The organism is Nonomuraea sp. NPDC051298, from assembly GCF_055586305.1.
Map to the genome: position 1 here is coordinate 24,238 of NZ_JBVJIM010000007.1, position 26,347 is coordinate 50,584.

Here is a 26,347-nt window from a genome sequence, read left to right on the forward strand (position 1 = left end):
GCGGTCCTTTCGGGTGGTCCTTCGGGCGGTCCTTTGGGTGGTCCTTTGGGCGAGGCTTCGGTTGGAGGTTGGAGGTTGGAGGTTGGAGGTTGGAGGTTGGAGGTTGGAGGTTGGAGGGCTCGGGCGAGGGGTGGCCGTCATAGGAGGCGGAGCTGTTCGGGCTCGGGCGGGGATTCGTACAGAGGCTGCGGCGGGGGCGGTGGGAGGCGGCGGGCCATGGCCGGGGTGGCGCGGCCGACGCCGTGGCGTTCGGCGAGTTCCCTGACCAGCCCCGTCACCCGCTCCTGGTACGCCTTGGGCGCGTAGGCCCCCCGCCCGTACAGCTCCAGGTAGCGCGGCACCAGGCGCGGGTGCTCGCGCGAGAGCCAGCTCAGCCACCACTCCCTGGCCCCGGGTCGCAGGTGCAGCACGATGGGCGCGAGGTGGGTGGCGCCCGCTTCGGCGATCTCCTTGACCGTGCGGTCGAGCTGGGCGGGGGAGTCGGTCAGGTAGGGCAGGACGGGCGCCATCAGGACGCCGCAGCCGATGCCGTTGTCGTTGAGCGTCGCGCACGTCTCCAGGCGGCGGCGCGGGTTGGGCGTGCCGGGCTCGACGGCCCGCCACAGGTCGGCGTCGACGAACCCCACCGAGACGTTGGCCCCGACCTCCGTCACGTCGGCGGCCGCCGTCAGCAGGTCGAGGTCGCGCAGGATCAGCGTGCCCTTGGTGAGGACCGAGAACGGGTTGGCGGCGTCGCGCAGCGCGGCGATGATGCCGCGCATCAGCTTGTAGCGGCCCTCCGCGCGCTGGTAGGGGTCGACGTTGGTGCCCATGGCCACGTGGTGGCCGCCCCAGCGGGGCGAGGCCAGCTCCTTGCGGGCCAGCTCGGCGGCGTTGACCTTGACCACGATCTTGGTATCGAAGTCCGCACCGGCATCCAAATCTAGATATTCATGCGTTTTTCGGGCAAAACAGTAAACGCATTGATGGGCGCACCCCCGGTAGGGGTTGATGGTGTAGCCGAACGGGACCCGGCTGGCCCCGGGAACCCGGTTGACGATGGATCGGGCCCGGATCTCGTAGAAGGTCATCCCCTTGAACTCGGGCGTGTCGAACGTGCGGACCACCGCGCCGCGAGCGAAGAGCGGCAGGGCCGGATCGTCTCGGCCGGGCGCGGCCAGCCGCAAGTTGTCCCAGCGCATGCCATGATTAGAACAAAGGTTCGAGCTTGATCGCAAACCGAAAAGAGGTTGCAATTACCTGGTCAGGCAGGGGCTAATGATCTTCAGGGTTGGGCAGAAAGAGGCCACGGAGCTTGCGTTCGGGAGGTGCACCTATGGCCTGGTCGCAGGACGAGGAGCGGATCCTGGCCCAGATCGAGCAGCACCTCGTCGACGACGATCCGCGACTCGTCGCACGGCTCGAGTCGTTCAACGAGCGGGTTGGTCGTAGCGAGGCGAGGTCGACGGGGGAGCGTGACTCCAAGCGTCGCCCGCGCCGCTCGACGGTCATCATCCTGATCAGTTGGTTGCTCATCGCCACGTTGGTCGCCACGCTTCTGATCATGGTTCTCCGGAACGAGGCCGCGGCGGCGCTCGCGCTGTCCGCCGCCTTGTGACGCCGCCGATTCCCGACTCCTCACCGACACCCGCCCTCCACCAGCCCGGCAGAGGGCCTTCCGCCGTGCCTGAGGGCGGTCGAGGGCCTTCCGTCGTGCCTGCGGGCGGTCGAGGGCCTTCCTCCGTGCGCGAGGGCCGTCGAGGGCGTCCCCGGGTCGAGGGCGTCCCGGTGTGCGTGAGGGCGGTCGAGGGCGTCCCTGGCGTGCGTGAGGGCGGTCGAGGGCGTCCCTGGCGTGCGTGAGGGCGGTCGAGGGCGTCCCTGGCGTGCGTGACGTGAGGGCCGTCGAGCGTGTGCCGGGCGTGCCGGGCGTGCCGGGCGTCCTGGGCGTGCGTGACGTGAGGGCGTGCCGGGTGTCCCTGGCGTGCGTGGCCGTCGAGGGCGTGCCGGGCGTGCGTGAGGGCGTCGGGGGCTCTTGGAGGCGATGAGCCTTGTGGGCCTCGTGGGCCTCGTGGGGCCGTTCAGTCGGCCACGTGGACGGTCGGCTCGTGGCGTACCGGGAAGTTGACCGAAGCGGCGATGAAGCACGCCCGGTGGGCGTCGGTGTGCAGGGCGAGCGCGGTCTCCACCATCTCGGGCGCCGCCACGGTGACCACCGGACGCAGCACCACCTCGGTGAAGTGGCCGCCGTCGGCGGTCTCGGCCATGGTGCCCGAGGCCGTGTCGGCGTACGCGGTGACCACGACCTTCGCCACGGCGCACTGGTGCAGGTACGACAGCATGTGGCACTGCGACAGCGAGCCGACCAGGAGCTGCTCGGGGTTCCAGCGGGACGGGTCGCCGCGGAAGGCGGGGTCGGCGCTGCCCGCGATGGGCGCCGGCCCCTCCGCGGACAGCTCGTGCTCGCGCCCGTAGTCGCGGTAGCCGCTGGTGCCGGTGCCCCTGTCGCCGGTCCAGGTCACGACGGTCCGGTAGGTGTGCTCGCGGCTCATGGGCGTTCCGTCCTCGCGCTGTCGGTGGTTCCTCCCGTCGAAGGTATCGGACCCGCTCTGGGGTTCTTGTGGGTAGGATGCTCGCGAGCGTATACTCGCATACGAGCATTCGTGAACGAGGAGGTGGGCCGGATGGCCAAGCGGCGTCCCGTGGGCAACCTGCTCGCGCTGGCCGTGCTCACCGTCGCCGTCCAGCGGCCGATGCACCCGTACGAGATGGCCTCCGTCCTGCGCGCCCGCGGCAAGGACCAGGACATGCCCATCAAATGGGGCTCCCTCTACACCGTCGTACGCAATCTCGAGAAGCACGGCCTGCTGGAGGCGGTGGAGAGCGGCCGTCAGGGCGCCCGCCCCGAGCGGACCGTCTACGGCGTCACCGAGGCCGGACGGCGCGAGGCGGACGACTGGACGCGCGAGCTGCTGTCCACCCCCCTGCGGGAGCCGTCGTCGTTCGAGGCGGGCCTGTCGGTCATGGGCGGGCTCGGCCCCGACGAGGTGGCCCCGCTGCTGCGGCAGCGGCTGGAGCTGCTGGAGGGGCAGATCGAGACCGAACGGCAGGCGCTGGAGGCCGAACGAGGCCAGTTGCCCCGCCTCTTCCTCGTCGAGTCGGAGTACGCGCTGGCGATGCGGGAGGCCCAGGCCCGCTGGGTGCGTTCGCTGCTGGCGGAGCTGGACGGGGGCACCTTCCCCGACCTCGACGCGTGGCGCGCCCATCACCGCACGGGCGACCTGCCGCCGGGCCTGGCACACCTCGCGGAAAGGGGCGGCACAGCAGCAGGACCGACCGAAGAAGACTGAATGAAAGACCCCGGCGGCGGTGCTGCAACACCACCGCCGGGCGACCTCGCACCGAAGACCCGCCAAGCGGAGCCCCGGCCACGAGATGACACACGCAACGATAGCCGGGCTCCCTTCCCCCACAGAAACCATGGGAGCCACCATGACCACGACCACCCTCGGCACCGTCACGTCCGCCGACGGCACCACGATCAGCTATTACGAGGTCGGCCACGGCCCCGGCCTGGTGATCCTGCACGGCGCCATGCAGACCGGCGAGAGCCAGATAGAGCTGGCCCACGCCCTGTCCGGCGACTTCACCTGCTACCTGCCCGACCGCCGGGGCCGCGGCCGCAGCGGCCCGGCCGGAGCGGATCACGGCCTGCGGCCCGAGGTCGAGGACCTCGACGCGCTCGTACGGGCCACGGGCGCGCCGTACGCGCTCGGCGTCAGCTCGGGCGCGATCATCACCCTGCGTACGGCGCTCGCGCGGCGGGCCCTGCGCAAGGTCGTCCTCTTCGAGCCCCCGCTGGGCCTCGGCCCCTCCGACCCGGCCCGCCTGCTGCCCCGCCTCGACCGCGAGCTGGCCGCGGGCAGGACCGCCGCCGCGCTGGTCACCGGCATGCGGGCGGCCCGGCTGGGCCCGCCGTTCTTCAACGCCCTGCCGCGCCCGCTGCAGGAGCTGCTCACGAACCTGATGCTGAGGAGCCACGACCGGGACGGCGGGGCGTTCGGTGCGCTGGCCCCGACGCTGCGCCAGGACCTCCAGGTGGTGGCGGAGGCGTCAGGGGACCTGGCCGAATACGGTTCGGTGGCGGCCGAGGTGCTGCTGCTCGGCGGCACCAGGAGCCAGGGGCACCTGCGCTCGGCGCTCGACGGGCTGGAGCGGGTGCTGCCGCACGCCCGGCGCGTGGCCATGGAAGGGCTCGACCACAGCGCCACGTCGAACGCGGCTCAGCGCGGGCGGCCCGAGCGGGTCGCCGAGGAGGTCCGCCGCTTCCTGACCGGGTGATCTCAGGGCCCGCGGGTGAGCCCCTGCGTGGGCGGGGATCAGAGGCTGTTGAGGAAGGTGGCCGCCACCGGAGCCGCCACCTTCCCGCCACCGCCGCCGCCCTCGACGACCACGGCGAAGGCCACGTCGTCCTTGAACCCGATGAACCAGGCGTGGGAGTCGAGCTTCTCGCCCGAGCCGTACTCGGCCGTGCCGGTCTTGCCGTAGGTGCCGGACGGGAGGCCGGCGGACTTGGCCGTGCCCTTGGTCACCACGGCGGCCATCATCGAGTGCAGCGCCGACTTCACCCCTTCGGGCAGCGCCTGCTCGTCGGCCTTCTGCTTGATCGTGGGCACCAGCGTCGGAGGGCGCCAGGTGCCGTCGGCGATGGCGGCGGCGACCGAGGCCATCGACAGCGGGCTCGCGGTGATCCGGGCCTGCCCGAACGACTCCGCGGCCAGCTCCGCGTCGGACTGCGCCTTGGGGAAGCTGGGCTTCGTCGCCGGTACGCCGATGTTGAGCGGCTGGTTGAAGCCCACCTCCTCGGCCACGTCGAGCAGCTCGTCGGCGCCCAGCTTCTCCTGGGCCAGCGGCGCGAACGTCGTGTTGCACGAGTGCGCGAACGAGTCGAGGAACGACAGCGACCCGAACTCGGCCTTGTCGGAGTTGCGGATCTGCAGCCCGCCGACGGTGGCGTACATGGGGCAGGTCACCTGGTCCTGCGGCGACACCCCGGCCGCCAGCAGCCCGATGGCGGTGACCGCCTTGAACGTCGAGCCCGGCGGGTAACGGCCGTCGAGCGCCCGGTTGAACCCGCCCTGGTTGTTCACCACGGCGAGGATCTCGCCCGTCGAGGGCTTGATCGCCACCAGGGAGGTGGGCTTGTCCAGGTCTTTCACCGCCGTCACTGCGGCGGCCTGCACGCGCGGGTCGAGCGAGGTGCGGACCGGCTCGCCCTCGGTGCCCTCCATGGTCTCCAGCGTCTTGTCACCGAGCTTGATCTCGGTGGCCGGCGTGCCCGCCAGCCGCTTCTGGAACGTCTCCTGCAGCCCGCCGCGCCCGACCGCCTGCCCCACCTTGTAGGACGAGCCCAGCTTGGTGACGTCTTTCTTGGTGGCCTTGTCGAGATAGCCGACGAGCTGCTGAACCGACCCGCCGGCCGTGCCGGTGTCGATGCGGTCGCCCTCGCCGTCGGTGATCTCGGCCCGCTCGGGCCAGCGGGTCTTGAGCGAGAACGCGGCCCCGCCGGTCAGCGACGGGTGCAGAGTCGCGGGCGTCCAGTCGACCTTCCACGCGCGGTCGGCCACCACCAGGTCGATCTTGCCCTGGTAGGTCCACTCGCCGATGTTCTTCAGCGTGAGGGTGGCGGTGTAGGGGACGCTGGCCCGGTCGTCTCCCTCGGTGACCTTGCCGAGCTGGATCGCGGTCGACTCGACGGCGAGTGCGCTCCGCTGCTGCTCGTACGCGGTGAGCTGCTGCGGCGTGGCCAGCTCGGCCGTCATGGCGGCCTGGGCGCCGGCCTGCCACGCGGCGGCGAAGCGCTGCGCGGTCTCGCCCGGGGTGCCCCGGGTGTGCAAGACGTAGTACGCGCCACCGGCCGCGGCCCCCACCGCGAGCACGGTGGCGCAGGACACGATCGCGATCGTACGGCCCCGCGCCACTGATCAGCCCCCCGCTCCTCGACGACAGGTCTCCGAGCTTAGCTGCGTCGAATCAGGACATTCCATTCGCGGCCTTGTAGCTGGCCGCGTAGGTCGGGACGTATTCCTGGCCGGACAGCTCCTGGATCGCCGCCATGATCTCGTCGGTGACCCGCCGACGGTCCTGTGCCCTGGTGTGCTCGCCGGTGAACCGCAGGGGCTCCCCGATCGTGATGCCGATGCGCGCGGGTCGGGGCACCTTCGCCCCGAGGGGCAGCACCTTCTCGGTGCCGCTGAGCGCCACGGGCAGCACCGGGGCCCCGGTCTTGAGCGCCAGCCAGGCCACCCCGATCTTGCCGCGGTAGAGGCGGCCGTCGGGGGAGCGGGTGCCCTCGGGGTGGATGCCGAACAGCTCACCCCGCTCCAGCAGCGCCGCGGCCTCGTCGAGCATGGTCTGGGCGGCGTGCGCGCTCTCGCGGTCGATCGGCAGGCTCTTGCCCAGCCGCATGAAGAAACCGGAGATCGGGTTGCCGGAGAAGTATTCGGTCTTGGCGGTGAACGTCACGTGCCGCGGCAGCAGCGCCGGCAGCAGGAACGAGTCGATCACCGAGAGGTGGTTGGCGGCCAGGATCGCCGGGCCGGTGCGCGGCACGTGCGCCGCGCCGGAGATGTGCGGCCGGCACATCGCCTGGGCGAGCGGCGCGGAGGCGAACTTGACCACTTCGTACAGCAACGAGTCTCCTGATCATCGGGCCGATGGCCACCCCACAATAAGGCAGGCATCCCGCGGAGGGGGCGGGACGCCTGGGGAAAGTCGTTAGGCCGATGTGGCGGTCGCCTCCTCGGCGAGGTGCACAACACGGCTCCAGCCGAACGGTATTCCGTGAAGGCGGTAATTTGCGGCCCGGGGGACACAGACCACATCGGCAATCTTGAGTTAAGCACACCGCCCGGCCGTGAAGGTAATCGCGGGTTCGCCGCGGGCTCTGTTTTGCGTAGGGATTTTCCGGGGGATTTTCCGGCGTCCCCGTGCCCCGGGCCGTGAAGGGCGGCCTGACCTCGCCGGGATCACGGCGGATCGCCCTGCTCGCCGGGGGTGCGGGCCCTCAGTCGCGGGTCCAGTGGGGCTGGGCGACGTCGAAGACGCGCTGCTCCCGACCGCGCAGGGCCACCTCCGCGAACTGCCACAGGATCGCCCCCGTCGGCGCGTGGATCACGATGGACGGCCCCAGCGGCATCTGCAGCAGCTTCCCCTGCCAGCGCGGCACCCCCGGCGCCAGGAACCGGTCGAGCGGCACCCCGTGCACCGAGGCCACCTCACGCGGGTCGGGCACCGGCTCCTGACGGCCGCCGAACGCGACCACCGGCGTGATCACGAAACCCGAGTCGGTGACGAAGTCGTCGAGCAGCCCGGCCACCTCGACCCCCGTGACGCCGGTCTCCTCGGCCAGCTCCCGCAGCGCCGCCGCCACCGGCTGCTCCCCGTCGTCGGCCCGGCCGCCGGGCAGCGCCCACTGCCCGGGGTTGCGCCCGCGGGCGGCCCGCCTGATCACGATCACGTACGGACCGCGCTCGGCATCCTCCAGCACGCACACGGTGACCCCGGCCCGGCGCAGCCCACCTGTGGGCGGCGCCTGACGGCGATCGAAGGCGGCCAGGCGGGCGGTCACCTGCTCGCGCAGCGCGCCGATCGGCGAGGACATCCCCCAAGGATCCCACGGCGGCACGCACCGCTCAGCCCGAGGCCAGGAGGATGCTGAGGAGCGTGCCGATCAGCATGCCCGCGCCCGCGGCGATGGCCGCCCACCGGCCCAGGGGCTCGCCGCGGGTGTGCCCCACGATGCCCAGCACCACGCCCGCCAGCCCGAACAGCACCGGGACGAACAGCACCGCCACCACCGCGCACCCGATCCCGGCGATCGACAGGAGCTGCCGGCTCACCCGGGGCGCGGGCACGGGGCGGGCCGGGGGCGGCGACCAGTCGGCCGCGCCGTCGTGCGGGTCGCCGTCGTGGGGGCCGCCGTCGTGCGGGTCACTGTCGTGGGGGCCGCTGTCGTGGGGGTCGCCGCCGTCGCCTGGGGGCGGGCCGGGTGACGAGGTCACGGGTGGGCTCCTCTCGGCGGAGAACCACATCACACACCGAAGGAGAGGGCCTGTCGAGGCGTGCGTTCCCGACGTCTGCCCATTTCAAGCGGCTTCCGCGGGGCGGGAGAGCTGTGGCGGAAGGGGACGGGCGTGCACGACATCGAGGCGGGAGACGGCCCGGGTGAGGGCGACGTACAGGCGGTTGAGCCCGCGCCGCTCGGCCTCGGCGATGGCGGCCGGTTCCGCCACGACCACGTGGTCGTACTCCAGGCCCTTGCACATCGAGGCGGGCGTCACGCTGAGCCGCCCCGCGACGTCCAGGCCCTCGTTCCACAGCGCGGACGTGAGCGCCTCCACCCCAGCGTCGGCGGCGATCACCCCGATCGAGCCCTCGAACGACAGCGCCTCCCGCACCGCCGCGACCACCCCCTCCTCCAGCGCGCCCACCCGCGTCACCCGCAGCCGCCCGTCCGATCGGTACGAGCGCGTCTCGGGCACCCGCGCGTCCAGCGCCGCCAGCAGCGTGTTGGCCAGCTCCACCACGGCGGCCGGCACGCGGAAGCCGGTCGTGAGCGCGACGATCTCGCCGTCCGGCTTGCCCAGCAGCGCCAGCCGCTCCGGCCAGGACGCGGCGGCCCACGGCGTGGTGCCCTGCGCCAGGTCGCCCAGCACGGTCAGCGAGCCGTGCTCGACGCGCCTGGCCACGGCCCGGCACTCCATGGGCGACAGGTCCTGGGCCTCGTCCACGATGACGTGGCCGTAGCCGCGCGGGCGCTCGATCAGCCCGGCGATCTCGTCGAGCAGCACCAGGTCGGCCGCCGACCACCGGGCGCTCTTGACGCCGCGCGGCGGGCGGGCCCAGGTCAGGGCCGCGCGCTCGGCGTTCGTCAGCAGGCCGCGGGCCGGGTCGGGCACGTCGCCGCACGGCCCGCGCAGCACCTCGTGCAGCACCTCCGCCGGTTTGACGGCCGGCCAGACGCCGTCCAGCCAGGCGGTGACGCCGCGGCCGATCATGCGCAGCCAGGCCGCGCTCGCCGTCGCGCCGCGGGCCTCCGCCTGGCGGCGGATCGCCTCCACCACGCGGGCCCTGACGCGTTCGCGGCCCACGCCGTACGGGAGGGACTCGCGCCGGGTGTCGTCCACGATGCGGCGCAGCTCGTTCTCGTACACCCGCCACCGGTAGGCGCCGTCCGGCACCGCGACCGGCTCGACCGGCTTGCGGACGCGGCCGTACAGGGCTCTGCGCAGCACCTCGGCCATGCGCTCGTCGTGCTTGACCACGGCCGCCGCCTCGCCGTCCGCGGCGGTGACCGGGACGGTGGACAGCAGCCGGTCCAGCGTCGTCTGCTCGACGTTCATCTCGCCGAGCGCGGGCAGCACGGCGGAGATGTAGCCGAGGAACGCGGGGTTGGGGCCCAGCACCAGTACGCCCGAGCGTTCGAGGCGGTGGCGGTGGGCGTAGAGGAGGTAGGCGGCCCGGTGCAGGCCGACGGCGGTCTTGCCGGTGCCCGGCGCGCCCTGGACGCAGATGGAGGTGTCCAGCTCGGCGCGTACGAGGTCGTCCTGCTCGGGCTGGATGGTGGCGACGATGTCGCGCATGGGGCCGACGCGGGGGCGTTCGATCTCGGCGGCCAGGATCTTGCTGTCGCCCTCCTCGCCCAGCCCGAGGCGTTCGTCCTCGAAGCCGGTCAGCGTCACGCCCGACCAGCCGAAGCGGCGGCGTACGGCGACGCCCTGGGGGTCGCGCGCGCCCGCCCGGTAGAAGGCCCGCGAGACCGGCGCGCGCCAGTCGACGACCACGGGCGGGCCGCCGTGCTCTCCGGTGATGTGCCGCCGGCCGATGTGGTACGCGCGCCCGGCGTGCTCGGCCGAGCCCGCTCCGAAGTCGAGGCGGCCGAAGAACGGCGGGCCCTCCGGCTCCTCGCTCAGCTCCTTGGCCAGGCTCTTGAGGTGGCGTCCCAGCCGTTCGGCGCTGTAGCGGTCGCCGGCCACGGTCTCTCCGACGATGACGTTGTTCCGCGCGCCCTCCAGCATCCTGCGCAGGCCCGCCCTGCAGCGTTCGACGTACTGTCTCTCGTCGTCGAGCGTGTCCATGGACACCTCCAAAGCGTTAACTCGGTTAAGAGATTAACCAGGTTAACACTTTGCTAGGCTGTACTCATGACGGGACTGCGGGAGCTGCAGCGGCAGCGGGTGCACGAGGCCCTCTCGACGGCGGCCATCAGGCTTTTCCTGGAGCGCGGCTTCGACGAGGTGCCCGTGACGGAGATCGCGGCGGCGGCCGGGGTGTCGAAGCCGACGCTGTTCAAGTACTTCCCGACCAAGGAGGACCTCGTCCTGCACCGCTTCGCCGACCACCTGGGCGAGCCGGCCCGGGTGGTGCGCGAGCGGGAGCGGGGGGAGCGGCCGGTGGAGGCGCTGCGCAGGCACTTCCTCGACGGGCTGGCCAGGCGCGACCCGGTCACGGGGCTCAACGACCACCCCGAGGTGGTGGCCTTCTACCGGCTGGTGTTCTTCAGCTCGCCCGGACTGCTGGCCCGGGTGCACCAGTACATGGCCCGCGACGAGGAGCTGCTCGCCGAGGCGCTCGCGGAGACGACGGACGACCTGACGGCGGGGCTGCTCGCGGGGCAGGTGCTGGCCGTCCAGCGGGTGCTCTCCCGGCGCAACTGGCAGATGCTCGCGGACGGGCGGCCGATCGAGGAGGCGGCGGCCGAGGCCGTGCGCGCGGCGGAACAGGGCTTCGGCATGCTGCCCGCCTGAGCCCGCCCGCGCTGCCGGGGCCAGGGCTGGGCGGGCTGGGCGGGGTTGCGCAGGGCCGGGTGGAGTTGCGTGGGGTGGGTGGTTTGTCAGGGGAGCCAGGTTTCGTGCAGGTGCCACCAGCGCCAGGCGGGTGCGTTCCTGAGCGCGGCCGTCGCGCGGCGGGCCCGGGTGCCGTCGCCGGTGTGGTGCCGTTCTTCGTAGGTCACGATCAGCAGGTCGCCGGACTCGGCCACCACGCGCGCGTTCTCGATGGTGATCGTCAGGCCGGGCGCGCCGCCGTGGGCGGTCTCGACCAGCGCCAGCACCTCCTGCCGCCCCAGGACCGTCCCGTCGGGGCCGATCAGGGTGAACCCGGGCGCGTGGGCGTCGGCGAAGGCCGCGAACTCGGAGCGGGCGGCAGCTCCGGTCAGCCAGCGTTCGATCACCCGATGGTGGCGGGCCACCTCCCGAGCAGCCTCCCCGGTTGTCTCTCGGGTGGACTCCTCGCTCATGCGCGGCCTTCCTTCCGTGCGGCCTCGACGTTCGCGCCCGGGTCGCCGTTCCGCGCGGGCTCGTTCCCCTTCCCGGCCCTCGCACTCCGGGACGAGAGCCAGTCGCGCAGCGGCGTGAGGGGGACGCCCAGGCGGGCGGCGGTGTCGTCCGTCGTGGCGAAGAAGTCCTTCGCGGCGCCGATCCACCGGTACGTGGCGGCCACCCCCGCCGCCGCCTCCCGCCCGGCCACCGAGGCCAGCGCGGCCTCGAACGCGGCCACGTTCAGCTCCTCGTAGCGGACGCCGGGCCCGGACAGCGCCGCCAGTTCGCGGCCCGTCACCGCGTCGGGCCCGCCCACGTCCAGGGTGGCGCCCTCCAGCCCGTCCCGGGTGAGCGCCGCCGCCGTGATCGCGCCCAGGTCGGCGTGCGTCAGCCAGGGCACGGCCACGTGCGCGGGGAGCGGGTAACGCAGCACCCCCGTCGTCCCCGTCGCCCAGGGAGCCAGGAGGTTGCCGGCGTACAGGGGCGGGCGCAGGACCACCGTCGGCACGCCGCTGCTCAGCAGGGCCTGCGCCGCGTGTCGGCGGGTCTCGAACGCGGCCACCCCGCTCGGCCGCCCCGGCAGCCGGTTCCCCGTGTTGAACACCAGCCGCCGCGTCCCCGCCGCCAGCGCCGCGTCGATCACGTGCCGCACGTACGCCGACACCGTCGCCGCCTCGTACACCATGGGCAGCACCACCGCCGCGTGCGTCACCCCGTCGAACGCCTCCTTCACCCGCCCGGCGTCCCCCAGGTCACCGGGGAACGGCCGGACCCCGTCGGGAAGGGACGACGGCGTACGGGAGAAGCCGCGGACCTCGTGGCCCCGCGCGGCGAGGTGGCGGGCGACGGCACCGCCCTGGGCGCCCGAGGCGCCGATCACCAGGAATCTCATGAACGGCAGTCTGCCGAGGCCAGGAAGTACCCTCTATAAAGAGATATCTCCGGATATTTAAGGATCGTCCGTGAGCGTTGATCTCCTTAGCGAGATGCTGGCCCCCCTGCGGCTGCGCGGCGTGTTCCACAGCCGCTGGACGGCGCGGGCGCCGTGGGGCGTGGCGGGCGAGCGGGAGGACTGCGCGCTGCTGCACTACGTACGCGACGGCCGCTGCGTGGTCGAACTGCCGGACGCCGAGCCCGTACGGCTGGGGCCGGGGGAGCTGGCCGTGTTCCCGCAGGGGGCGGCGCACCGGCTGGCCGACGCGCCCGGACGGGCCACCGTGCCGCTCGAAAGCGTGCTACCGGGGCGGGAGCCGGGCTCCGCGCGTACGGTGTCGATCGACGGACCGGGCGAGCCGACCGTCATGCTCTGCGGCGGGCTGCACTACGACGCCGACGCCGCCGCGCCGCTGTACCGGGCGCTGCCGCGGGTCCTCGTGCTGGACCGGGCGGCCGTGGATGGCGAACCCCTGCTCGGCGACCTCCTGGCCCGCCTGGCCGCCGCCGGTCCCGCCCCAGGTCTCGCCCCAGGGGCCGCGCAAAGGGCCGCGGGCGGGGGCGTGGGCGGGGGTGTGACGGCCGCCGGATGGGGCGAACGCGGGCCGGGGACGGAGATCGTCGCGCTGCGGGCGTTCGAGCTGGCGTTCGTGCTGGCCCTGCGTGCCGCGCTGACGAACCTGGCCGACGGCGAGCCCGTCCTGCGCGCCCTGCGGCACCCGGCCGTGGGGGCGGCGCTGCTGGCCGTACAGACGAGGTTCGCCGAGCCCTGGACGGTGGAGAGCCTGGCCGCCGAGGCCGGGATGTCGCGCTCGGCCTTCGCGGCGGCCTTCCGCGAGCTGGTCGGCGAGGCGCCGATGCGGCACCTGACCGCGCGCCGCATGCAGGAGGCCGCCAGGCTCCTCGCCGGGACCGCGCTCCCGCAGAGCGCCGTCGCCCGCCGGGTCGGATACCGGTCGACTGTCGGATTTCACCTTGCCTTTAAGCAGTGGCATGGCTCCACTCCCGGCGAATATCGCCGAACCGCCGGAGTTTAAGCAGGTCGGAGAGGGTGTAATTGATACCCTGACACCTTCTTCATGAATTGCAAACTTATGCAATTTAGGACAATGCGGGGCTGTCTTTACACCGAGGGAGTGATGGTGAACGGACCTTTGACGTGCATGTACGGTCACAGGAACGAGCCGCACGGTGACACGACGTGACGGCCGTGATCGCCGCAGGGTGGGGCCGGGTACGCGCCGTGCTGCCCGAACGCGCCGCGCTGGCCGCCATGTGCCGCCACCCCCGCCATGACCTGACGGCCGGGCTCACGGTGGCGATCGTGGCGCTGCCGCTGGCGCTCGGTTTCGGCATCTCCTCCGGCATGGGCGCCGCCTCCGGCCTGGCCACGGCCGTGGTCGCCGGGTCACTGGCCGCGTTGTTCGGCGGGTCGGCGTTGCAGGTGTCCGGCACCAGCGGGGCGATGACGGTCGTGCTCATGCCGATCATGAGCACCCACGGCGCCACCGGAGTGCTGACCGTGGGCCTGATGGCCGGGCTGATGCTCGTCGGGCTCGGCCTGGTCCGCGCCGGCCGGTTCATGGCCCTCGTCCCCGCCCCCGTGGTCGCCGGCTTCACCGTGGGCATCGCGTGCGTGATCGGCCTGCAGCAGATGCCGCACGCGCTCGGCGTCACCCCGCACGGCAGCGACAAGGTTCCCGTGGTGGCCTGGCACGCCGTCATCGACTTCCTGGCCAGGCCCCACTGGCCGGCCATGTGCACCGCCCTGGTCGTGGCCGCGGTGCTGCTGGCGGGCGCGAGCGTGCGGCCGACGGTGCCGTTCTCGCTGCTGGCCGTGGTCGTCGTCACCGTCGTGGCCGAGCTGGCCGCGCTGCCCCTGGCCAGGATCGGGCACCTGCCCCAGGGGCTGCCCGTGCCGTCGCTGGCCTTCCTCGACCTCCAACTGCTGCCGTCGCTGCTCGCCCCGGCCGTCGCGGTGGCCGCCCTGGCGGCGCTGGAGTCGCTGCTGTCGGCCTCCGTCGCCGACAACATGACCGGCAGGCACCGGCACGACCCCGACCGGGAGCTGTTCGGCCAGGGCATCGCCAATCTCGTCACCCCGCTGTTCGGCGGCATGCCCGGCACCGGCGCCATCGTACGCACCGCCGTCAACGTCCGCTCCGGCGCCCGCTCCCGCCTGGCCGCGCTCTCCCACGCCCTCATCCTGGGCGCGATCGTCTACCTGGCCGCCGGGCTCGTGGCCCGCATTCCGCTCGCCGCCCTCGCCGGGGTGCTGCTGGCCACCTCGGTGCGGATGGTCGAGCGCGACACGTTGCGGGCCATGTTCCGCTCCACCCGCAGCGACGCCGTGGTGCTCGTGGCGACCGGCGTGGCCACGCTGATGCTCGACACCGTGCTGGCCGTCATCCTCGGGCTCGTGGTGGCCGGGGCGCTGGCGCTGCGCGTGATCGCCCGCAACGTACGCTTCGACCAGGAGCCGCTCCGGCACGACCTGCAGCCGCAGCACACCGAGGAGGAGCACGCGCTGCTCGCCGAGCACATCGTCACCTACCGGCTGGACGGGCCGCTGTTCTTCGCCGCCGCCCACCGGTTCCTCATGGAGGTGTCGGAGGTGACCGACGTCTCGGTGGTGGTGCTGCGCATGCGCCGGGTGACCACCATCGACGCCAGCGGCGCGCTGGTGCTGGGCGACGCCATCGAACGGCTCGAAAGGCGGGGCATCACGGTGTACGTGTCGGGCATCCCCGACGGCCAGCACCGGCCGCTGGAGGCGCTCGGCGTGATCGCCCGGCTGGACGACGCGGGCCGGGTGTTCGCGACGACCGACGCCGCCATCGAGGCCGCCCGCGAACGCCTGCACACCACGGGCGTCCTCCCCCGGCTGGCGGGCTGAGCGTGCGCCACCCCCGAGAGAAGCTCAGGCCAGCGGGCGCGGCTCGGGCAGGCGGAGGCGGTCGACGGCCTCGCGGCGGGTGCGTTCCGGGCGGCGGTCGTAGCGGGCCGTGGTGGCCGGCGAGGAGTGCCCCACGAGGGCCTGCGCCGTGGCCAGGTCGACCCCGGCGTCCAGCAGTTCGCCGATGAACGTACGCCGGAAGTCGTGCGCCGTGCGCCGCGACGCCCCCGCCTCGCCGAACCGGCGCGACAGGATGTCGGAGATGCCCTGCCCCGTCAGCCCCACCGGCCGCCCGTCGCGCGTCCGCAGCCGCCCCGACCTGCTGATCGGGCTGAACAGCGCGCCCGGTTCGGCACCGCGTACCGCCAGCCAGCGTTCGACCAGCCCGATCGCGTCCGTCGTCAGGTACACCAGGCGCTCCTTGTCGCGCTTGCCGCGCACCCGCAGCGAGCGCGAGCCCGGGTCGTAGTCGGCCAGCGCCAGGCCGCCCAGCTCGGCGCGGCGGCAGCCGGTCGAGTAGAGCACCGCGATCAGCGCCGCGTCGCGCACCCCCGACGCCGAGTCGTCGCAGGCCGCCAGCGCCGCCCCCACCACCTCGGGCGGCACGTGGTGCCCGGACGGCAGGCGGCTCTGGCGCACCGGGGCCAGGTCGGAGGCGCGGGCGAGGTCTTCCGCGCTGGTCTGGCCCAGCCGCCACGCCTCCTTCAGCACCCGGCGCAGCGCCACCAGGTGCTTGTTGACGTACGCGGCCGACCAGCCCTGGTCGGTGAGCAGCGTACGGATGCGCACGGTGTGCTCGTAACGCAGCAGGTGCCACGGCTGGCCCGCGCCCGTCGCGCTCTCGTCGCCGGTGAGCAGGCGGGCCAGCCGGTCGAGGCAGCCGCGCATGGTGCGCCGCGACTCCGCGCTGGTGAGCGAGTCGAGATAGACGTGGTACGGGTCGCGCGCCGGCTCGACCGGCGGCGCCTCCGGCGCGGGTACGGCGGGCAGGCTCACCCGGATGATCCTAGAAGCCCCGGGCGGGCCGCGCCGCTCAGAACGGCCCGGTGAGTTCGCCCAGCTTGCCGGTCAGCTCCAGGTTGGCCGAGTAGTCGACGGGCACCGCGACCACCGACACCACGTCGTCGGCCAGCGCCTTGCGCAGCGTCGGCAGCAACTCGGCGGCGCTGGTCACCCGGTAGCCGCGGGCACCGAAGCTCTCGGCGTACTTGACGAAGTCGGGGTTGCCGAAGGCCACGTCGGAGCTGCGCCCCAGCTCCAGGTCCATCTTCCACTCGATCAGCCCGTATGCGCCGTCGACCCACACCAGCACCACGAACGGGATCCGCTCCCGCACGGCCGTCTCCAGCTCCTGGGAGTTCATCAGGAACGCCCCGTCGCCGGTCGCCGCCAGCACCCGCCGCCGCGGGTGCGCCAGCTTGGCCGCCAGCGCCCCCGGCACCGCGAACCCCATGGCCGACAGCCCGTTGGAGACCAGCATCGTGTTCGGCTCGTACGTCGGGTACATGCGGGCCATCCACATCTTCACCGCGCCCGTGTCGGCCAGCACGATGTCCTCGCGCCCCATGGCCGCGCGCACGTCGGCCACCACGCGGCGCGGCGACAGCGGGAACCCGCCCTCGGCACGCCCCTGCTCCAGCTCCTCCCGCACCATGCGGCGGATCCGCTCGCCGGTGCCGTTGATCTCGAACCGCCGGTGCACGGCGTCGCCGAGCGCGTGCAGCGAGCGGGAGATGTCGCCCTGCACGCCGACTGCCACCGGGTAGTGGTCGTCCACCTCGGCCGGGAACCCGTGGATATGGATGATCTTCTTGTCGCGCATCGGGTTGATCTTGGCCGGGTCGAACTCCTGCAGCTCGTAGCCGACGCTGATCAGCACGTCGGCCTCGTCGAAGCCGAAGTTCACGTAGTCGTGGCGCATGAAGCCCACCGCGCCCAGCGCGTTCCGGTGGTCGTCGGGGAAGACTCCCTTGCCGTTGAACGTGGTCGCCACCGGCAGGCCGAGCCGCTCGGAGAAGCGCACCAGCGCGTGCGAGGCCCCCGCCCGGGTGGCGCCGTGCCCGGCCAGCACGATCGGCCTGCGGGCGGTGGCCAGCACGTCGGCGGCGCGGGCGATCTGGGAGGGGGAGGGGTCCTGCGGGCGCGGGACGTTGACCGGCAGCGGCCCCAGGCCGTCGGGCAGCGGCGCGGACTCGACGTCCTCGGGGATGGCCAGGTAGACCGCGCCCGGCCGCTCGGTCTGGGCCGTCTTGAACGCCTTGCGGATCAGCTCGGGCAGTGCCTCGGGCGTGGGGGCCAGCTCCGACCACTTGGTGATCGGCCTGAACAGCGACACCAGGTCGACCACCTGGTGCGACTCCTTGTAGATGCGGTCGAGCCCCACCTGCGCCGTGATCGCCACCACCGGCGTGCTGTTGGTGGTGGCGTCGGCCACGCCGAGCTGCAGGTTGATCGCGCCGGGGCCGAGCGTGGCCGAGGCCACGCCCGCCCTGCCGGTCAGCCTGCCGTAGATCTCGGCCATGAACGCCGCGCCCTGCTCGTGCCGGACCAGGACGTAGCGGATCGAGGAGTCTCTGAGCGCGTCGACGAAGTGGATGTTCTCCTCGCCCGGGATGCCGAAGACGTATTCGACGCCCTCGGCCTCCAGGGCCTGCACGATGAGCCGGGCCGCGGTGCTCCGCGGGGCCTGCGCTGACATCCTGAACGCCTTCTTTCGTGAACGACTTCGTCTCTGACAGCACCGGGGGACGCCGGTTCATTCCGGCGGATCAGCCCAGGCGCGCCACCCCGTCCAGGAGGCGGTCCACGTCGGAGCGGTCGTTGTAGTGGACCAGGCCGGCCCGCACCGCGCCGCCCGAGTCGCGGATGCCGAGCACGCCGGTCAGCTCCCAGGCGTAGTTGTGGCCGTTCCAGACGTTCACGCCGAGCTTGGCCAGGTGCTCGGCGGCCTGGCGCGGGGTGTGGCCGGACACGTTGAAGTAGGCGGTGGCGGTGCGCCTGGCGGGCTTGCCGTACAGCATGACGTGCGGCATCGTCTCCAGCCCGGCGATCAGCTCCGCGAACAGCGCCAGCTCGTGCTCCTCGGCGGCGGCCATCGAGGTCAGCAGGCGTTCGCGGCGGCTGCCCGTGCCCGGCACCATGGCGGCCAGGTGGTCGACGGCGGCGGTCACCCCTTCGAGGTCGGCGAACGCCGCCGTGCCGGTCTCGAACCGGTGCGGCACCGCGTCGGGTGAGGAGGCCAGCTTGTCCGGTCTGATCGTCTCCAGCAGCGCCGGGTCCGCGACCACCGCGCCGATGTGCGGGCCCGACCACTTGTAGGCGCTGGTGGCGTAGAGGTCGGCGCCCAGCGCGCGCATGTCCACGGGGCCGTGCGGGGTGGCGTGCACGCCGTCCACGTACATGAGCGCCCCCGCCAAGTGCGCCAGCTCCGCGATGGCGGGCACGTCGGGACGGGTGCCGAGGACGTTGCTGGCCGCCGTGACCGCGACCACCCGGGTGCGCTCGTTGATCAGGTCGGCGTACTGCTCGACCGGCAGTTCGCCGGTGACCGGGTCCACCTCGGCCCAGCGTACGGTGGCGCCGGTCTGGGTCCACGGGCGGACGTTGGCGTCGTGGTCCAGCCGGGAGACCACCACCTCGTCGCCGGGCCCCGCGATCGCGCCGGCCAGGCGGTAGGTGAGCGTGGTCATGTTGGGCCCGAGGATCACGCCGTCCGGGTGGCCGCCGACCAGGTCCGCCACGGCGGCGCGGCAGGCGGCCACGATGGCGTCGGAGCGGTGGCTCGCGGGGAAGGCGCCGCCCACGTTGCCGATCCCCGTCCGGTAGGCGGTGGCGATGGCGTCGATCACGGGCCGGGGGAGCTGCGTGCCGGCGGCGCCGTCGAGGTAGGCGTGGCCGTCGGCAAGAGCTGGGTACGTAGCACGTACCTCTTTGATGGGGAAAGGCATGATATGTAGATGCTCACACTGCGCGACCTCAACCGTGCAACTCTGGCCCGTCAGTACCTTCTGTCCCGTCATGAGGGGGACGCGGCCGACGTCGTGCACCGGCTCGCGGGGCTGCAGGCCCAGGAGCCGCGGCCACCGTACCTCGGGGTGTGGGCGCGGCTGGCGGGGTTCGAGCGCGATCACCTGCACGCCGCGCTGCACGCGCGCACGCTCGTGCGCGCCACCCTGTGGCGGGCCACCCTGCACCTGGTGACGGCCGCCGACTTCGCCGCCTTCCGCCCGGCGGTGGAGCCCGTGCTGGCCGCCGCCGCGCGCCGCTTCGACGGCGTCGACCCCGCGGCCGTCGGGGCCGCCGCCGACCGGCTGCTCGCGGCCGGGCCCATGACCTTCAACGAGCTGCGGCCCAGGCTGCTGGCGGAGTTCCCCGACGGGTACGACCGTGCGCTCGGCTACGCGGTACGCATGCTCACCCCGCTGGTCATCGAGCCGACGCAGGACCGGTGGAGCTACCCCCGCGACCCGGCGTTCGGGCTGCCCGGCATCGAGCCGCGGCCCGCCGGCCTGCCCGCGCTCGTCGAGCGGTACCTGGCCGCCTTCGGCCCCGCCACCCCCGCCGACGTGCAGACCTGGTCGGGGCTTCGCGGGCTGCGGAGGGTCATGACGGGCATGGATCTGGAGCGGGTCACCGACTTCACCGGCAGGGAGCTGTTCGACCTGCCCGGCGCGCCCAGGCCGGGCGGGGACGCGCCCGCGCCCGTACGCTTCCTGCCCGACTTCGACACCCTCGTCCTCGGCCACGCCGACCGTACCCGGGTGCTGGCCGACGAGCACAAGGGCCTGGTGGCCACCAAGAACCTGCGGGTGCGGGCCGTCTACCTGGTGGACGGGTTCGCCGCCGGCACCTGGCAGATCAAGCGGTCGGGCAGGCGGGCCAGGCTGCTGCTCAGCCCCTTCGGGCCGGTCGACCTGAAGCCGCTGGAGGAGGAGGGCACGCGACTGCTGGCCTTCGCCGAGCCCGACGCCACGTCGCTGTCCCTTGAGATCGTCCCTTGAGATCGTCGCGTGGACGCGGCCGTCTCCCCGGCCTTACTCGCCGACGGAACTGTCGGTGGCATGTGGGAGCTTGAGTACGCCGTGCCGATGGCCTTCGCCGGTGCCGAGAGAGGGGAGAGCGCATGGTCACCGTCCAGGAGCCTCATGACGGCCTCGTGATGGGGCGGTTCCTCGGGCCGGGGGCGGCTCGCCCGGCTCTTCCGGCGTGGCGATGCGCTCGCAACCGTTGGGTACCTTGGTGAGTGAGGGTCCTTCCCGGCCTTCCGCTTCTTCTGTTCGCCGACATCCCAAGGTGCCGATGGTCGCAGCCGCACTCTTCCGCGCATTTTTAGGTCCGACCTTATTTCGGGTCGGCTCTCCTCCGGAGCCTTCCTGAAGTCAGGCGCGACCTGCCCAGGTCGCCGTCCACGCCCAAAGCCAGCGAGGAGAGAGTTTTGTCCCAAGCAGCAGAGGTTCTCGAACTGGACGACACCGTGGCCGACGGTGCCGGCGCCGACAGCGGCACGGCCGTCAGCGCCGACTCGGTCAAGACCTATCTCAAGGCCATCGGCCGCGTGCCCCTGCTGACCGCCGAGCAGGAGATCGAGCTGGCCAAGCGCATCGAGGCCGGGCTGTTCGCCAGAGAGCGGCTCGACACCGAGCCCGACCTGCCCGACGATCTGCGCGCCGACCTCGAATGGATCGCCGACGACGGCGCCCGCGCCAAACGCCGCATGCTGGAGGCCAACCTGCGGCTGGTCGTCTCCATCGCCAAGCGCTACACCGGGCGCGGCATGCTCTTCCTCGACCTGATCCAGGAGGGCAACCTCGGCCTGATCCGGACGATCGAGAAGTTCGACTACCGGCTCGGCTACAAGTTCTCCACCTACGCCACCTGGTGGATCAAGCAGGCCATCACCCGGGCCATGGCCGACCAGGCCCGTACGATCCGCATCCCGGTGCACATGGTGGAGCTGATCAACAAGGTCGCGCGCACCCAGCGCCGCCTGCAGAGCGACCTGGGCCGCGAGCCCACCCCCGAAGAGATCGCCACGGAGTGCGAGCTCGAGACCGACCGCGTCATCGAGGTGCAGCGCTACGGCCGCGAGCCCATCTCCCTGCACACACCGCTGGGCGAGGAGGGCGACAGCGAGTTCGGCGACCTCATCGAGGACGCCGAGGCCGTCTCCCCGGCCGACGCCGTCTCCTTCACCCTGCTCCAGCAGCAACTGCACGCCCTGCTCGACCAGCTCTCCGAGCGCGAGGCCGGGGTGATCACCATGCGCTACGGCCTTCAGGACGGCAAGCCGATGACCCTCGACGAGATCGGCCGCGTCTACGGCGTCACCAGAGAGCGCATCCGCCAGATCGAGGCCAAGACGATGTCCAAGCTCCGCCACCCCTCCCGCTCCCTGGCCCTGCGCGACTACCTGAGCTGACCCCGGCTCGGCGCACCCGCCGCTTCGTCACGGGCCGACCGCCACGAGACTCGGGCCTGCCTCCGTCCCGATGGGACCTCCGCCGGAAGCACGACGGCTGGCCGGGCGAAGTGACAAGGGTGACGCCTCACGGGCGCGTCACGGCGAAACCCCGACATCCCGGCCAGGCGCCGGGGAGGCCGGGAGCCGTGGCTGAAAGGCTGGCCCAACGGTGAGCCAAGACTGTCGCCACAGCCCATGGAGTCCGGTGCCGCTGACCTAGATTCCCAGGGGTGAAACGCTCCCGTTCCAGCCTCGTCCACCAACTGACGTACGCGGTCAAGAACCCGCGGAAGATCCTCCCCCACCTGCGGCGGCTGGTCCGCGACATGTGGTTCAGGCTGCACACGCGGGACCACGTCGCCTACTACCGGGCCGTCATGAGGTCCGACACCGCCCGCGACCCCGAGGGCGCCGTCGGGTCGCACACCCACAGGCGGTGGCTGGCGCTGGGCCGCATGCAGTTCGACTACCTCGTCGAGCACGGTCTCAAGCCGGAGTGCCGGATGCTGGAGATCGGGTGCGGCAACCTGCGGGCGGGCCACCTGTTCATCGGCTACCTGCACACCGGCAACTACTACGGCGTCGACATCTCGCCCGACATCCTGGTGGCCGCCCAGGACACGATCGTCACGTACGGGCTCGCCGACAAGGTGCCGTACCTCACCCCCGTACGCGACCTGCGGCTCGCGTTCCTGCCCGACGCGCACTTCGACGTCGTGCACGCGCACAGCGTCTTCTCGCACTCCCCGCTGGACGTGATCGAGGAGTGCTTCGCGCACGTGGGCAGGGTGATGAAGCCGGGCGCCTGGTTCGACTTCACCTTCGACCGGACCGAGGGCAAGGAGCACCAGGTGCTGCGGGAGGACTTCTACTACCGCACCGAGACGCTCGTCGCCCTGGCCGACAGGCACGGCTTCGACGCCGCCTTCATGGACGACTGGGAACGGCTGCCGCACAAGCAGTCGAAGCTCCGCCTCACCAAGTGCGCATCCCTCTGACCGCCCCCGTTTCGCCCGCCAGGGACGTCACTCACAGTTGCCGGTAAGTCACATCTGGCTCCGGCGAGCCTGGGGGAGCCGGCCGGCCCGGTGATACCAACGGGTGGGGTGACTGCGGCTGAGGGGGGTGGGGCGATGGGGCCCCGTGGGGGAGAGGCCGACGGCTCGCCCGGCGGGAGCGGCCACCGGAGTGGGGCCGAGCCCGGGCCCTCGGCCGGGCGGGGGGTGCTGCACGGCGCCTTCGCGGTGCTGGAGGAGCTGGCGCGGCTGGAGGAGGCGGGGCTGACGCAGCTCGCCGTGGCCACCGGCCTGCCCAAGGCGACCACCCATCGGCTGCTGTGCCGGCTCACCGACCTGGGCCTGGTGCACCACGAGGACGGCGGCCGCTACCGGATCGGGGCGCGGACGTTCCGCTGGGGTCAGCGCTGGGCGCCCGCCCAGGTGCTGAGCGCGGCCGCCGTGCGACCGCTGCGGCGGCTGGCCGCCGCAGGATGCGGTGCGGCCGTCGTGGTCAGGGACAGCGGAGACGTCATCGTCGTGGCGGGCATCGTCGACCCGGGAGTGGACGCGCTCTTCCGGTTGCGCCCGGGGATGGTGCTGCCGGCGATCGGCGCCGCCGAGGTCGTGCTGGCGGTGTTGGATTCCGGGCCGGTGGTGGCTTCGGTGGTGTGGGACTCCGGGCCGGGCGTCGCTTCGGCGGCGAGGGACCTCGGGCGGGTGGTGGCTCCGGCGGTGTGGGATTCCGGACCGGTGATGTCTCCGGCGGCGAGGGATTCCGGGCCGGGCGTCGCTTCGGCGGTGTGGGACTCCGGGCCGGTCGTTGCTCCGGGCCGCGACGGGAGCCGGATGGGGGCCGCTGTGGGTCCGAATCCCGGCTCCGGCCGGCCGGAGGGGCGGTCCCGGGCCGAGTGGGCGCGGCGGGTCGGTGACACCGGGCGCGGGCGCTCGCGCGAGAGTCGGCTCGGCCACGCGCGGGACCGTGGGGTGGCCTCCGGCTTCGAGGCGGGCCTGCCACCGATCGGGTGCGTGGCCGCACCCGTACGCGCGCCGACGGGAGCCGTGGTGGCCGCGGTGGCCGTCGTGGTGCTCGGCACCGGCCGCCTGCCCCTGCTGGCGGACGCCGTACGGGACACCGCGGCGCGCGTCAGCGCCAACCTGGCCCGGGTGCCGGGGGCGGGCCGGGCCCTGAGCCCGCTGACCGCTCCCTGACCCCGGCCGCCGCGCCCTCCCCGTCAGCCCACCCAGGGGGACTGGAAGGCGAACTGTTCCCGTCTGACCAGGTCGGTGACCTGGACGGAGCCCAGGGCGCGATCGAACTGGAAGGGGTTGTTGTCGGGCACGCTGCGGGTGCCGCAGAACGCCGACTGCCCGTTCTGGAGCCGGATGCCGGTGCACCGGGCGTTCGCGGGGAGGGGGTCGAGCGTGGCGGTCAGGCTCTCGACCTCCAGCGCGTAGCCCGTGCCGTTGAACACCTCCGTCTGGGCCTGCTTCCAGTTGGCGCCGACCCCCCAGACGCAGGCGCGGGCCGAAAGCCCGGGGAAGACGAGGCTGCCGATCCAGCCGCCGCACGTCGGGTCGGCCGCCGCGGCGGCGCTGTCCGTACCGGCCAGCACCGTCGCCGCCGCGATCAGGACCCCGGACAGGACCCTCGCCGATCTGTTGCTCATACTCCTGTGTCCTTTCGCGGGCGCGGCCGGATCGATGTCGCTCTGAGCGGCTACATGATTACTCTGTGAAGTCATGCTGCTCGCGGGGGAACGGCCGGGCAAGGTTCGGTCCACTCAGCGGACCGGGGACGGTCGGCGCCGGGTGTCAGAGGAGGCCGGCGTCGCGGACCTTCATGGCCACGTGGACGCGGTTGTCGGTGCCGAGTTTGGCGAAGATGCGGGTGATGTTCGCCTTCACGGTGGCCACGCTCACGGAGAGGTCTCTGGCGATCTCGGCGTTCGAGCTTCCCCTGGCCACCTCGATCGCGACCTCGCGCTCGCGGTCGGTGAGCGTGGCCAGCTCGCGGGCCGCCTCCGGGCGGCGCGGCTCGTAGCGGCCGGTGGCGGCGGCGATCACCTGCTGCGCGACGCTCGGCGACAGCACCGGCTCGCCCCTGGCCACCGCCCGCACCGCCTCGATCATCTTCGGCGGCGGCGTGTCCTTCAACAGGAATCCGTTGGCGCCTAGCTGGAGCGCCCGCAGCACCATGTCGTCGGCGTCGAACGTGGTCAGGACCAGGATGCGCGGCGGCCTGCGACGGCTCAGCAGCAGCTCGGTGGTGGTCAGCCCGTCCTGCTCGGGCATCCGGATGTCCATCAGCACCACGTCGGGACGCAGGTCGCGGATCACGTCCATGGCCTGCCTGCCGTCGCCCGCCTCGCCCACCAGGTCGAGGTCGGGCTCCCCGCCCAGGATGAGGCGCAGCCCCGTGCGCACCATCGGGTCGTCGTCCACGATCACCACTCTGATCACGGGGTCAAGCCTCCCACCGGAGCAGGGCGTCGAGGACGAAACGCCCTTCGTGTACGTCATGGGTGATCGTGCCGCCGGCCATCCGCGTCCGCTCGGCCAGCCCCACGAGCCCCAGCCGTCCCCCTGGCCCGGCCGCCGCCCCCGGCGCGATCGCGTTGCTCACCCGGATGCGCAGCCCGTCGCCCGGCCGCCCGCCGATCTCCGCCCGCACGGGACGGCCCGGCGCGTGCTTGCGCGCGTTGGTGAGCGCCTCCTGGACGATCCGGTACGCGTGCCGCCCCGTCTGCGTCGGCAGCGACTCCCTGGCCTCGACGGTGTCGTCCACCTCGACCCGCTGACCGGCGGCGCGTACCTCCGCGAACAGGGCCTCCAGGTGGGCCAGCGTCGGCTGCGGCGCCGCCAGGCCGCTCACGGTGCCGCCGTCGCCGTCCGGCGCGTCGCGGGAGTCGCGGCGCAGGGTGCCGAGCACGGCGCGCAGCTCGTTGAGCGACTGGTGGGCGTTCTCCTGGATCGCCTGGGCGGCCTCGCGCGTCTGCTCGGGGCCGAGATCCCGGCGATAGGCCAGGCCGCCCGCCAGCATGGCCAGCAGGGAGATCCGGTGCGCCAGGACGTCGTGCATCTCCTGGGCGATCTTGAGGCGTTCGGCCAGCTTGGCCTGCTCCACCCGCTGCTCCTGCGCCGCCGCCTCCGCCGTCCGGTGCGCGGCCAGCAGCTCGCGCCGCCCGCGCAGGTAGAGGCCGAAGACGGTCAGCCCGCCCAGCGTCATGGCCCCGACCAGGCCGTACAGGGCGGTCAAGGGGGCCAGCGGGAAATCGTCCTTCCACCGGGTGGAGACGACGAAGCAGCTCCAGAAGACCACCGCCACGGTGACGATCCGCCAGCGGCGCCGATGCGTGGTCAGCGAGGCGAACGACACCACCGCCGGGCCGACGACGGAGAGCGAGAAGGCGGTGGAGGCGGCCGTGACCAGCGCCGTCTGCCACGGCCACCTGCGCCGCAACGGCAGCAGCAGCAGGCCCGCCGCGCCGATCCCCATGTCGAGGAACAGAATCGGGTCGACCGCCGGCGCCCGCGAGTCGAGGGCGACCAGCAGCAGGACGTGGAAGCCGAGGGGGAGGGCGGCGAACAGGTAGAGCAGGACGGTCCCCAGCGTGTCGTCGGACGGCCGCCCGCCGGAGGACGACAGCCGTGGGGCGAGCGGCGGGCGGTCGCCTCGGGGCGCGGCGGGGTGGTCGGGCACGGCCTCCAGCCTAGACAGCGTCCGGGCCGGGCTTCAGAGACCCAGGTCCACGTCGCTGCCGAC

The 26,347-nt window shown here is 72.9% G+C and carries 25 protein-coding genes and 1 pseudogene; 11 read left to right on the forward strand and 15 right to left on the reverse strand.

Going from position 1 to position 26,347, the window contains the following annotated elements:
- Positions 1-137: 137 nt before the first annotated feature.
- On the reverse strand, positions 138-1,181 hold the full coding sequence (locus tag ACZ6S0_RS21655; RefSeq protein WP_465920391.1) for an Rv2578c family radical SAM protein: 1,044 nt from the start codon (positions 1,179-1,181) through the stop codon (positions 138-140).
- A 134-nt stretch (positions 1,182-1,315) separates the two neighbouring features.
- Here ACZ6S0_RS21655 and ACZ6S0_RS21660 point away from each other — a divergent pair, with 134 nt between their 5' ends.
- Both ACZ6S0_RS21660 and ACZ6S0_RS21665 read left to right on the forward strand, forming a co-directional pair.
- Positions 1,316-1,597, forward strand: a complete 282-nt coding sequence (locus tag ACZ6S0_RS21660) for a DUF3040 domain-containing protein (RefSeq protein WP_344893525.1) — start codon at positions 1,316-1,318, stop codon at positions 1,595-1,597.
- Positions 1,598-1,862: 265 nt separating this feature from the next.
- Positions 1,863-2,024 carry a hypothetical protein gene (locus ACZ6S0_RS21665; protein ID WP_465920395.1) on the forward strand — a complete coding sequence of 54 codons (162 nt, stop codon included), beginning with the start codon at positions 1,863-1,865 and terminating at the stop codon, positions 2,022-2,024.
- 33 nt (positions 2,025-2,057) lie between these two features.
- Here ACZ6S0_RS21665 and ACZ6S0_RS21670 read toward each other — a convergent pair whose 3' ends face one another.
- Positions 2,058-2,528, reverse strand: coding sequence for an OsmC family protein (locus ACZ6S0_RS21670; protein WP_465920399.1), 471 nt, complete (start codon positions 2,526-2,528; stop codon positions 2,058-2,060).
- A gap of 111 nt (positions 2,529-2,639) precedes the next feature.
- Between ACZ6S0_RS21670 and ACZ6S0_RS21675 the strand changes: the two genes are divergently transcribed.
- Both ACZ6S0_RS21675 and ACZ6S0_RS21680 read left to right on the forward strand, forming a co-directional pair.
- A complete protein-coding gene (locus ACZ6S0_RS21675) occupies positions 2,640-3,326 on the forward strand; it encodes a PadR family transcriptional regulator (RefSeq protein WP_465920401.1) in 687 nt (228 codons plus the stop codon).
- Positions 3,327-3,468: 142 nt separating this feature from the next.
- The gene (locus ACZ6S0_RS21680; protein ID WP_465920406.1) at positions 3,469-4,317 is read left to right on the forward strand and encodes an alpha/beta fold hydrolase; all 849 of its coding nucleotides are present in this window, start codon (positions 3,469-3,471) and stop codon (positions 4,315-4,317) included.
- Positions 4,318-4,355: 38 nt separating this feature from the next.
- On the opposite strand, the gene ACZ6S0_RS21685 is transcribed toward ACZ6S0_RS21680, so the two are convergent.
- The 5 genes from ACZ6S0_RS21685 to ACZ6S0_RS21705 all read right to left on the reverse strand — a co-directional run bounded on the left by ACZ6S0_RS21685 (position 4,356) and on the right by ACZ6S0_RS21705 (position 10,115).
- A complete protein-coding gene (locus ACZ6S0_RS21685; RefSeq protein WP_465920410.1) occupies positions 4,356-5,930 on the reverse strand; it encodes a penicillin-binding transpeptidase domain-containing protein in 1,575 nt (524 codons plus the stop codon).
- 79 nt (positions 5,931-6,009) lie between these two features.
- The gene (locus tag ACZ6S0_RS21690; protein ID WP_465920412.1) at positions 6,010-6,669 is read right to left on the reverse strand and encodes a lysophospholipid acyltransferase family protein; all 660 of its coding nucleotides are present in this window, start codon (positions 6,667-6,669) and stop codon (positions 6,010-6,012) included.
- A 373-nt stretch (positions 6,670-7,042) separates the two neighbouring features.
- Positions 7,043-7,639: an NUDIX hydrolase gene (locus tag ACZ6S0_RS21695; RefSeq protein ID WP_465920415.1), complete on the reverse strand. Its 597-nt coding sequence runs from the start codon at positions 7,637-7,639 to the stop codon at positions 7,043-7,045.
- A gap of 31 nt (positions 7,640-7,670) precedes the next feature.
- Positions 7,671-8,039: a hypothetical protein gene (locus ACZ6S0_RS21700; RefSeq protein WP_465920418.1), complete on the reverse strand. Its 369-nt coding sequence runs from the start codon at positions 8,037-8,039 to the stop codon at positions 7,671-7,673.
- An 84-nt stretch (positions 8,040-8,123) separates the two neighbouring features.
- Positions 8,124-10,115 carry a HelD family protein gene (locus ACZ6S0_RS21705; protein ID WP_465920421.1) on the reverse strand — a complete coding sequence of 664 codons (1,992 nt, stop codon included), beginning with the start codon at positions 10,113-10,115 and terminating at the stop codon, positions 8,124-8,126.
- A 66-nt stretch (positions 10,116-10,181) separates the two neighbouring features.
- Between ACZ6S0_RS21705 and ACZ6S0_RS21710 the strand changes: the two genes are divergently transcribed.
- Positions 10,182-10,784 carry a TetR family transcriptional regulator gene (locus ACZ6S0_RS21710; protein WP_465920423.1) on the forward strand — a complete coding sequence of 201 codons (603 nt, stop codon included), beginning with the start codon at positions 10,182-10,184 and terminating at the stop codon, positions 10,782-10,784.
- 86 nt (positions 10,785-10,870) lie between these two features.
- Here ACZ6S0_RS21710 and ACZ6S0_RS21715 read toward each other — a convergent pair whose 3' ends face one another.
- A complete protein-coding gene (locus ACZ6S0_RS21715) occupies positions 10,871-11,275 on the reverse strand; it encodes a DUF4440 domain-containing protein (RefSeq protein WP_465920425.1) in 405 nt (134 codons plus the stop codon).
- Positions 11,272-12,189 carry an SDR family oxidoreductase gene (locus tag ACZ6S0_RS21720; protein ID WP_465920428.1) on the reverse strand — a complete coding sequence of 306 codons (918 nt, stop codon included), beginning with the start codon at positions 12,187-12,189 and terminating at the stop codon, positions 11,272-11,274. Before ACZ6S0_RS21720 ends, ACZ6S0_RS21715 begins: the two co-directional genes overlap by 4 nt.
- A 70-nt stretch (positions 12,190-12,259) precedes the next feature.
- On the opposite strand from ACZ6S0_RS21720, the gene ACZ6S0_RS21725 reads away from it, so the two are divergent.
- Both ACZ6S0_RS21725 and ACZ6S0_RS21730 read left to right on the forward strand, forming a co-directional pair.
- On the forward strand, positions 12,260-13,267 hold the full coding sequence (locus ACZ6S0_RS21725; RefSeq protein WP_465920430.1) for an AraC family transcriptional regulator: 1,008 nt from the start codon (positions 12,260-12,262) through the stop codon (positions 13,265-13,267).
- Between the two features lie 236 nt (positions 13,268-13,503).
- Entirely contained in the window at positions 13,504-15,126 is a 1,623-nt protein-coding gene (locus tag ACZ6S0_RS21730) for a SulP family inorganic anion transporter (RefSeq protein WP_465921165.1), read from the forward strand.
- 24 nt (positions 15,127-15,150) lie between these two features.
- Here the strand turns inward: ACZ6S0_RS21730 and ACZ6S0_RS21735 are convergent, their stop codons facing one another.
- From ACZ6S0_RS21735 to ACZ6S0_RS21745, 3 genes are all read right to left on the reverse strand, one after another.
- The gene (locus tag ACZ6S0_RS21735; RefSeq protein WP_465920434.1) at positions 15,151-16,122 is read right to left on the reverse strand and encodes a tyrosine-type recombinase/integrase; all 972 of its coding nucleotides are present in this window, start codon (positions 16,120-16,122) and stop codon (positions 15,151-15,153) included.
- 37 nt (positions 16,123-16,159) lie between these two features.
- Positions 16,160-17,824, reverse strand: a complete 1,665-nt coding sequence (locus tag ACZ6S0_RS21740) for an acetolactate synthase large subunit (RefSeq protein ID WP_465920436.1) — start codon at positions 17,822-17,824, stop codon at positions 16,160-16,162.
- A 70-nt stretch (positions 17,825-17,894) separates the two neighbouring features.
- Complete coding sequence (locus ACZ6S0_RS21745; protein ID WP_465920439.1) at positions 17,895-19,073, reverse strand: cysteine desulfurase-like protein; 1,179 nt, start codon at positions 19,071-19,073, stop codon at positions 17,895-17,897.
- Between the two features lie 9 nt (positions 19,074-19,082).
- Between ACZ6S0_RS21745 and ACZ6S0_RS21750 the strand changes: the two genes are divergently transcribed.
- From ACZ6S0_RS21750 to ACZ6S0_RS21765, 4 genes and pseudogenes are all read left to right on the forward strand, one after another.
- A complete protein-coding gene (locus ACZ6S0_RS21750) occupies positions 19,083-20,126 on the forward strand; it encodes a winged helix DNA-binding domain-containing protein (protein WP_465920440.1) in 1,044 nt (347 codons plus the stop codon).
- Positions 20,127-20,536: 410 nt separating this feature from the next.
- Positions 20,537-21,544: pseudogene (locus ACZ6S0_RS21755) on the forward strand (RNA polymerase sigma factor); the annotation flags it as partial.
- A 272-nt stretch (positions 21,545-21,816) separates the two neighbouring features.
- Complete coding sequence (locus tag ACZ6S0_RS21760; protein WP_465920442.1) at positions 21,817-22,584, forward strand: class I SAM-dependent methyltransferase; 768 nt, start codon at positions 21,817-21,819, stop codon at positions 22,582-22,584.
- Between the two features lie 135 nt (positions 22,585-22,719).
- Positions 22,720-23,793, forward strand: coding sequence for a helix-turn-helix domain-containing protein (locus ACZ6S0_RS21765; RefSeq protein ID WP_465920444.1), 1,074 nt, complete (start codon positions 22,720-22,722; stop codon positions 23,791-23,793).
- Between the two features lie 23 nt (positions 23,794-23,816).
- Here the strand turns inward: ACZ6S0_RS21765 and ACZ6S0_RS21770 are convergent, their stop codons facing one another.
- The 3 genes from ACZ6S0_RS21770 to ACZ6S0_RS21780 form a co-directional block, all read right to left on the reverse strand.
- Positions 23,817-24,251 carry a hypothetical protein gene (locus ACZ6S0_RS21770; protein ID WP_465920446.1) on the reverse strand — a complete coding sequence of 145 codons (435 nt, stop codon included), beginning with the start codon at positions 24,249-24,251 and terminating at the stop codon, positions 23,817-23,819.
- A gap of 145 nt (positions 24,252-24,396) precedes the next feature.
- Positions 24,397-25,044, reverse strand: coding sequence for a response regulator (locus ACZ6S0_RS21775; protein WP_465920447.1), 648 nt, complete (start codon positions 25,042-25,044; stop codon positions 24,397-24,399).
- 4 nt (positions 25,045-25,048) lie between these two features.
- Complete coding sequence (locus ACZ6S0_RS21780; protein ID WP_465920450.1) at positions 25,049-26,284, reverse strand: sensor histidine kinase; 1,236 nt, start codon at positions 26,282-26,284, stop codon at positions 25,049-25,051.
- Between the last annotated feature and the right edge of the window lie 63 nt (positions 26,285-26,347).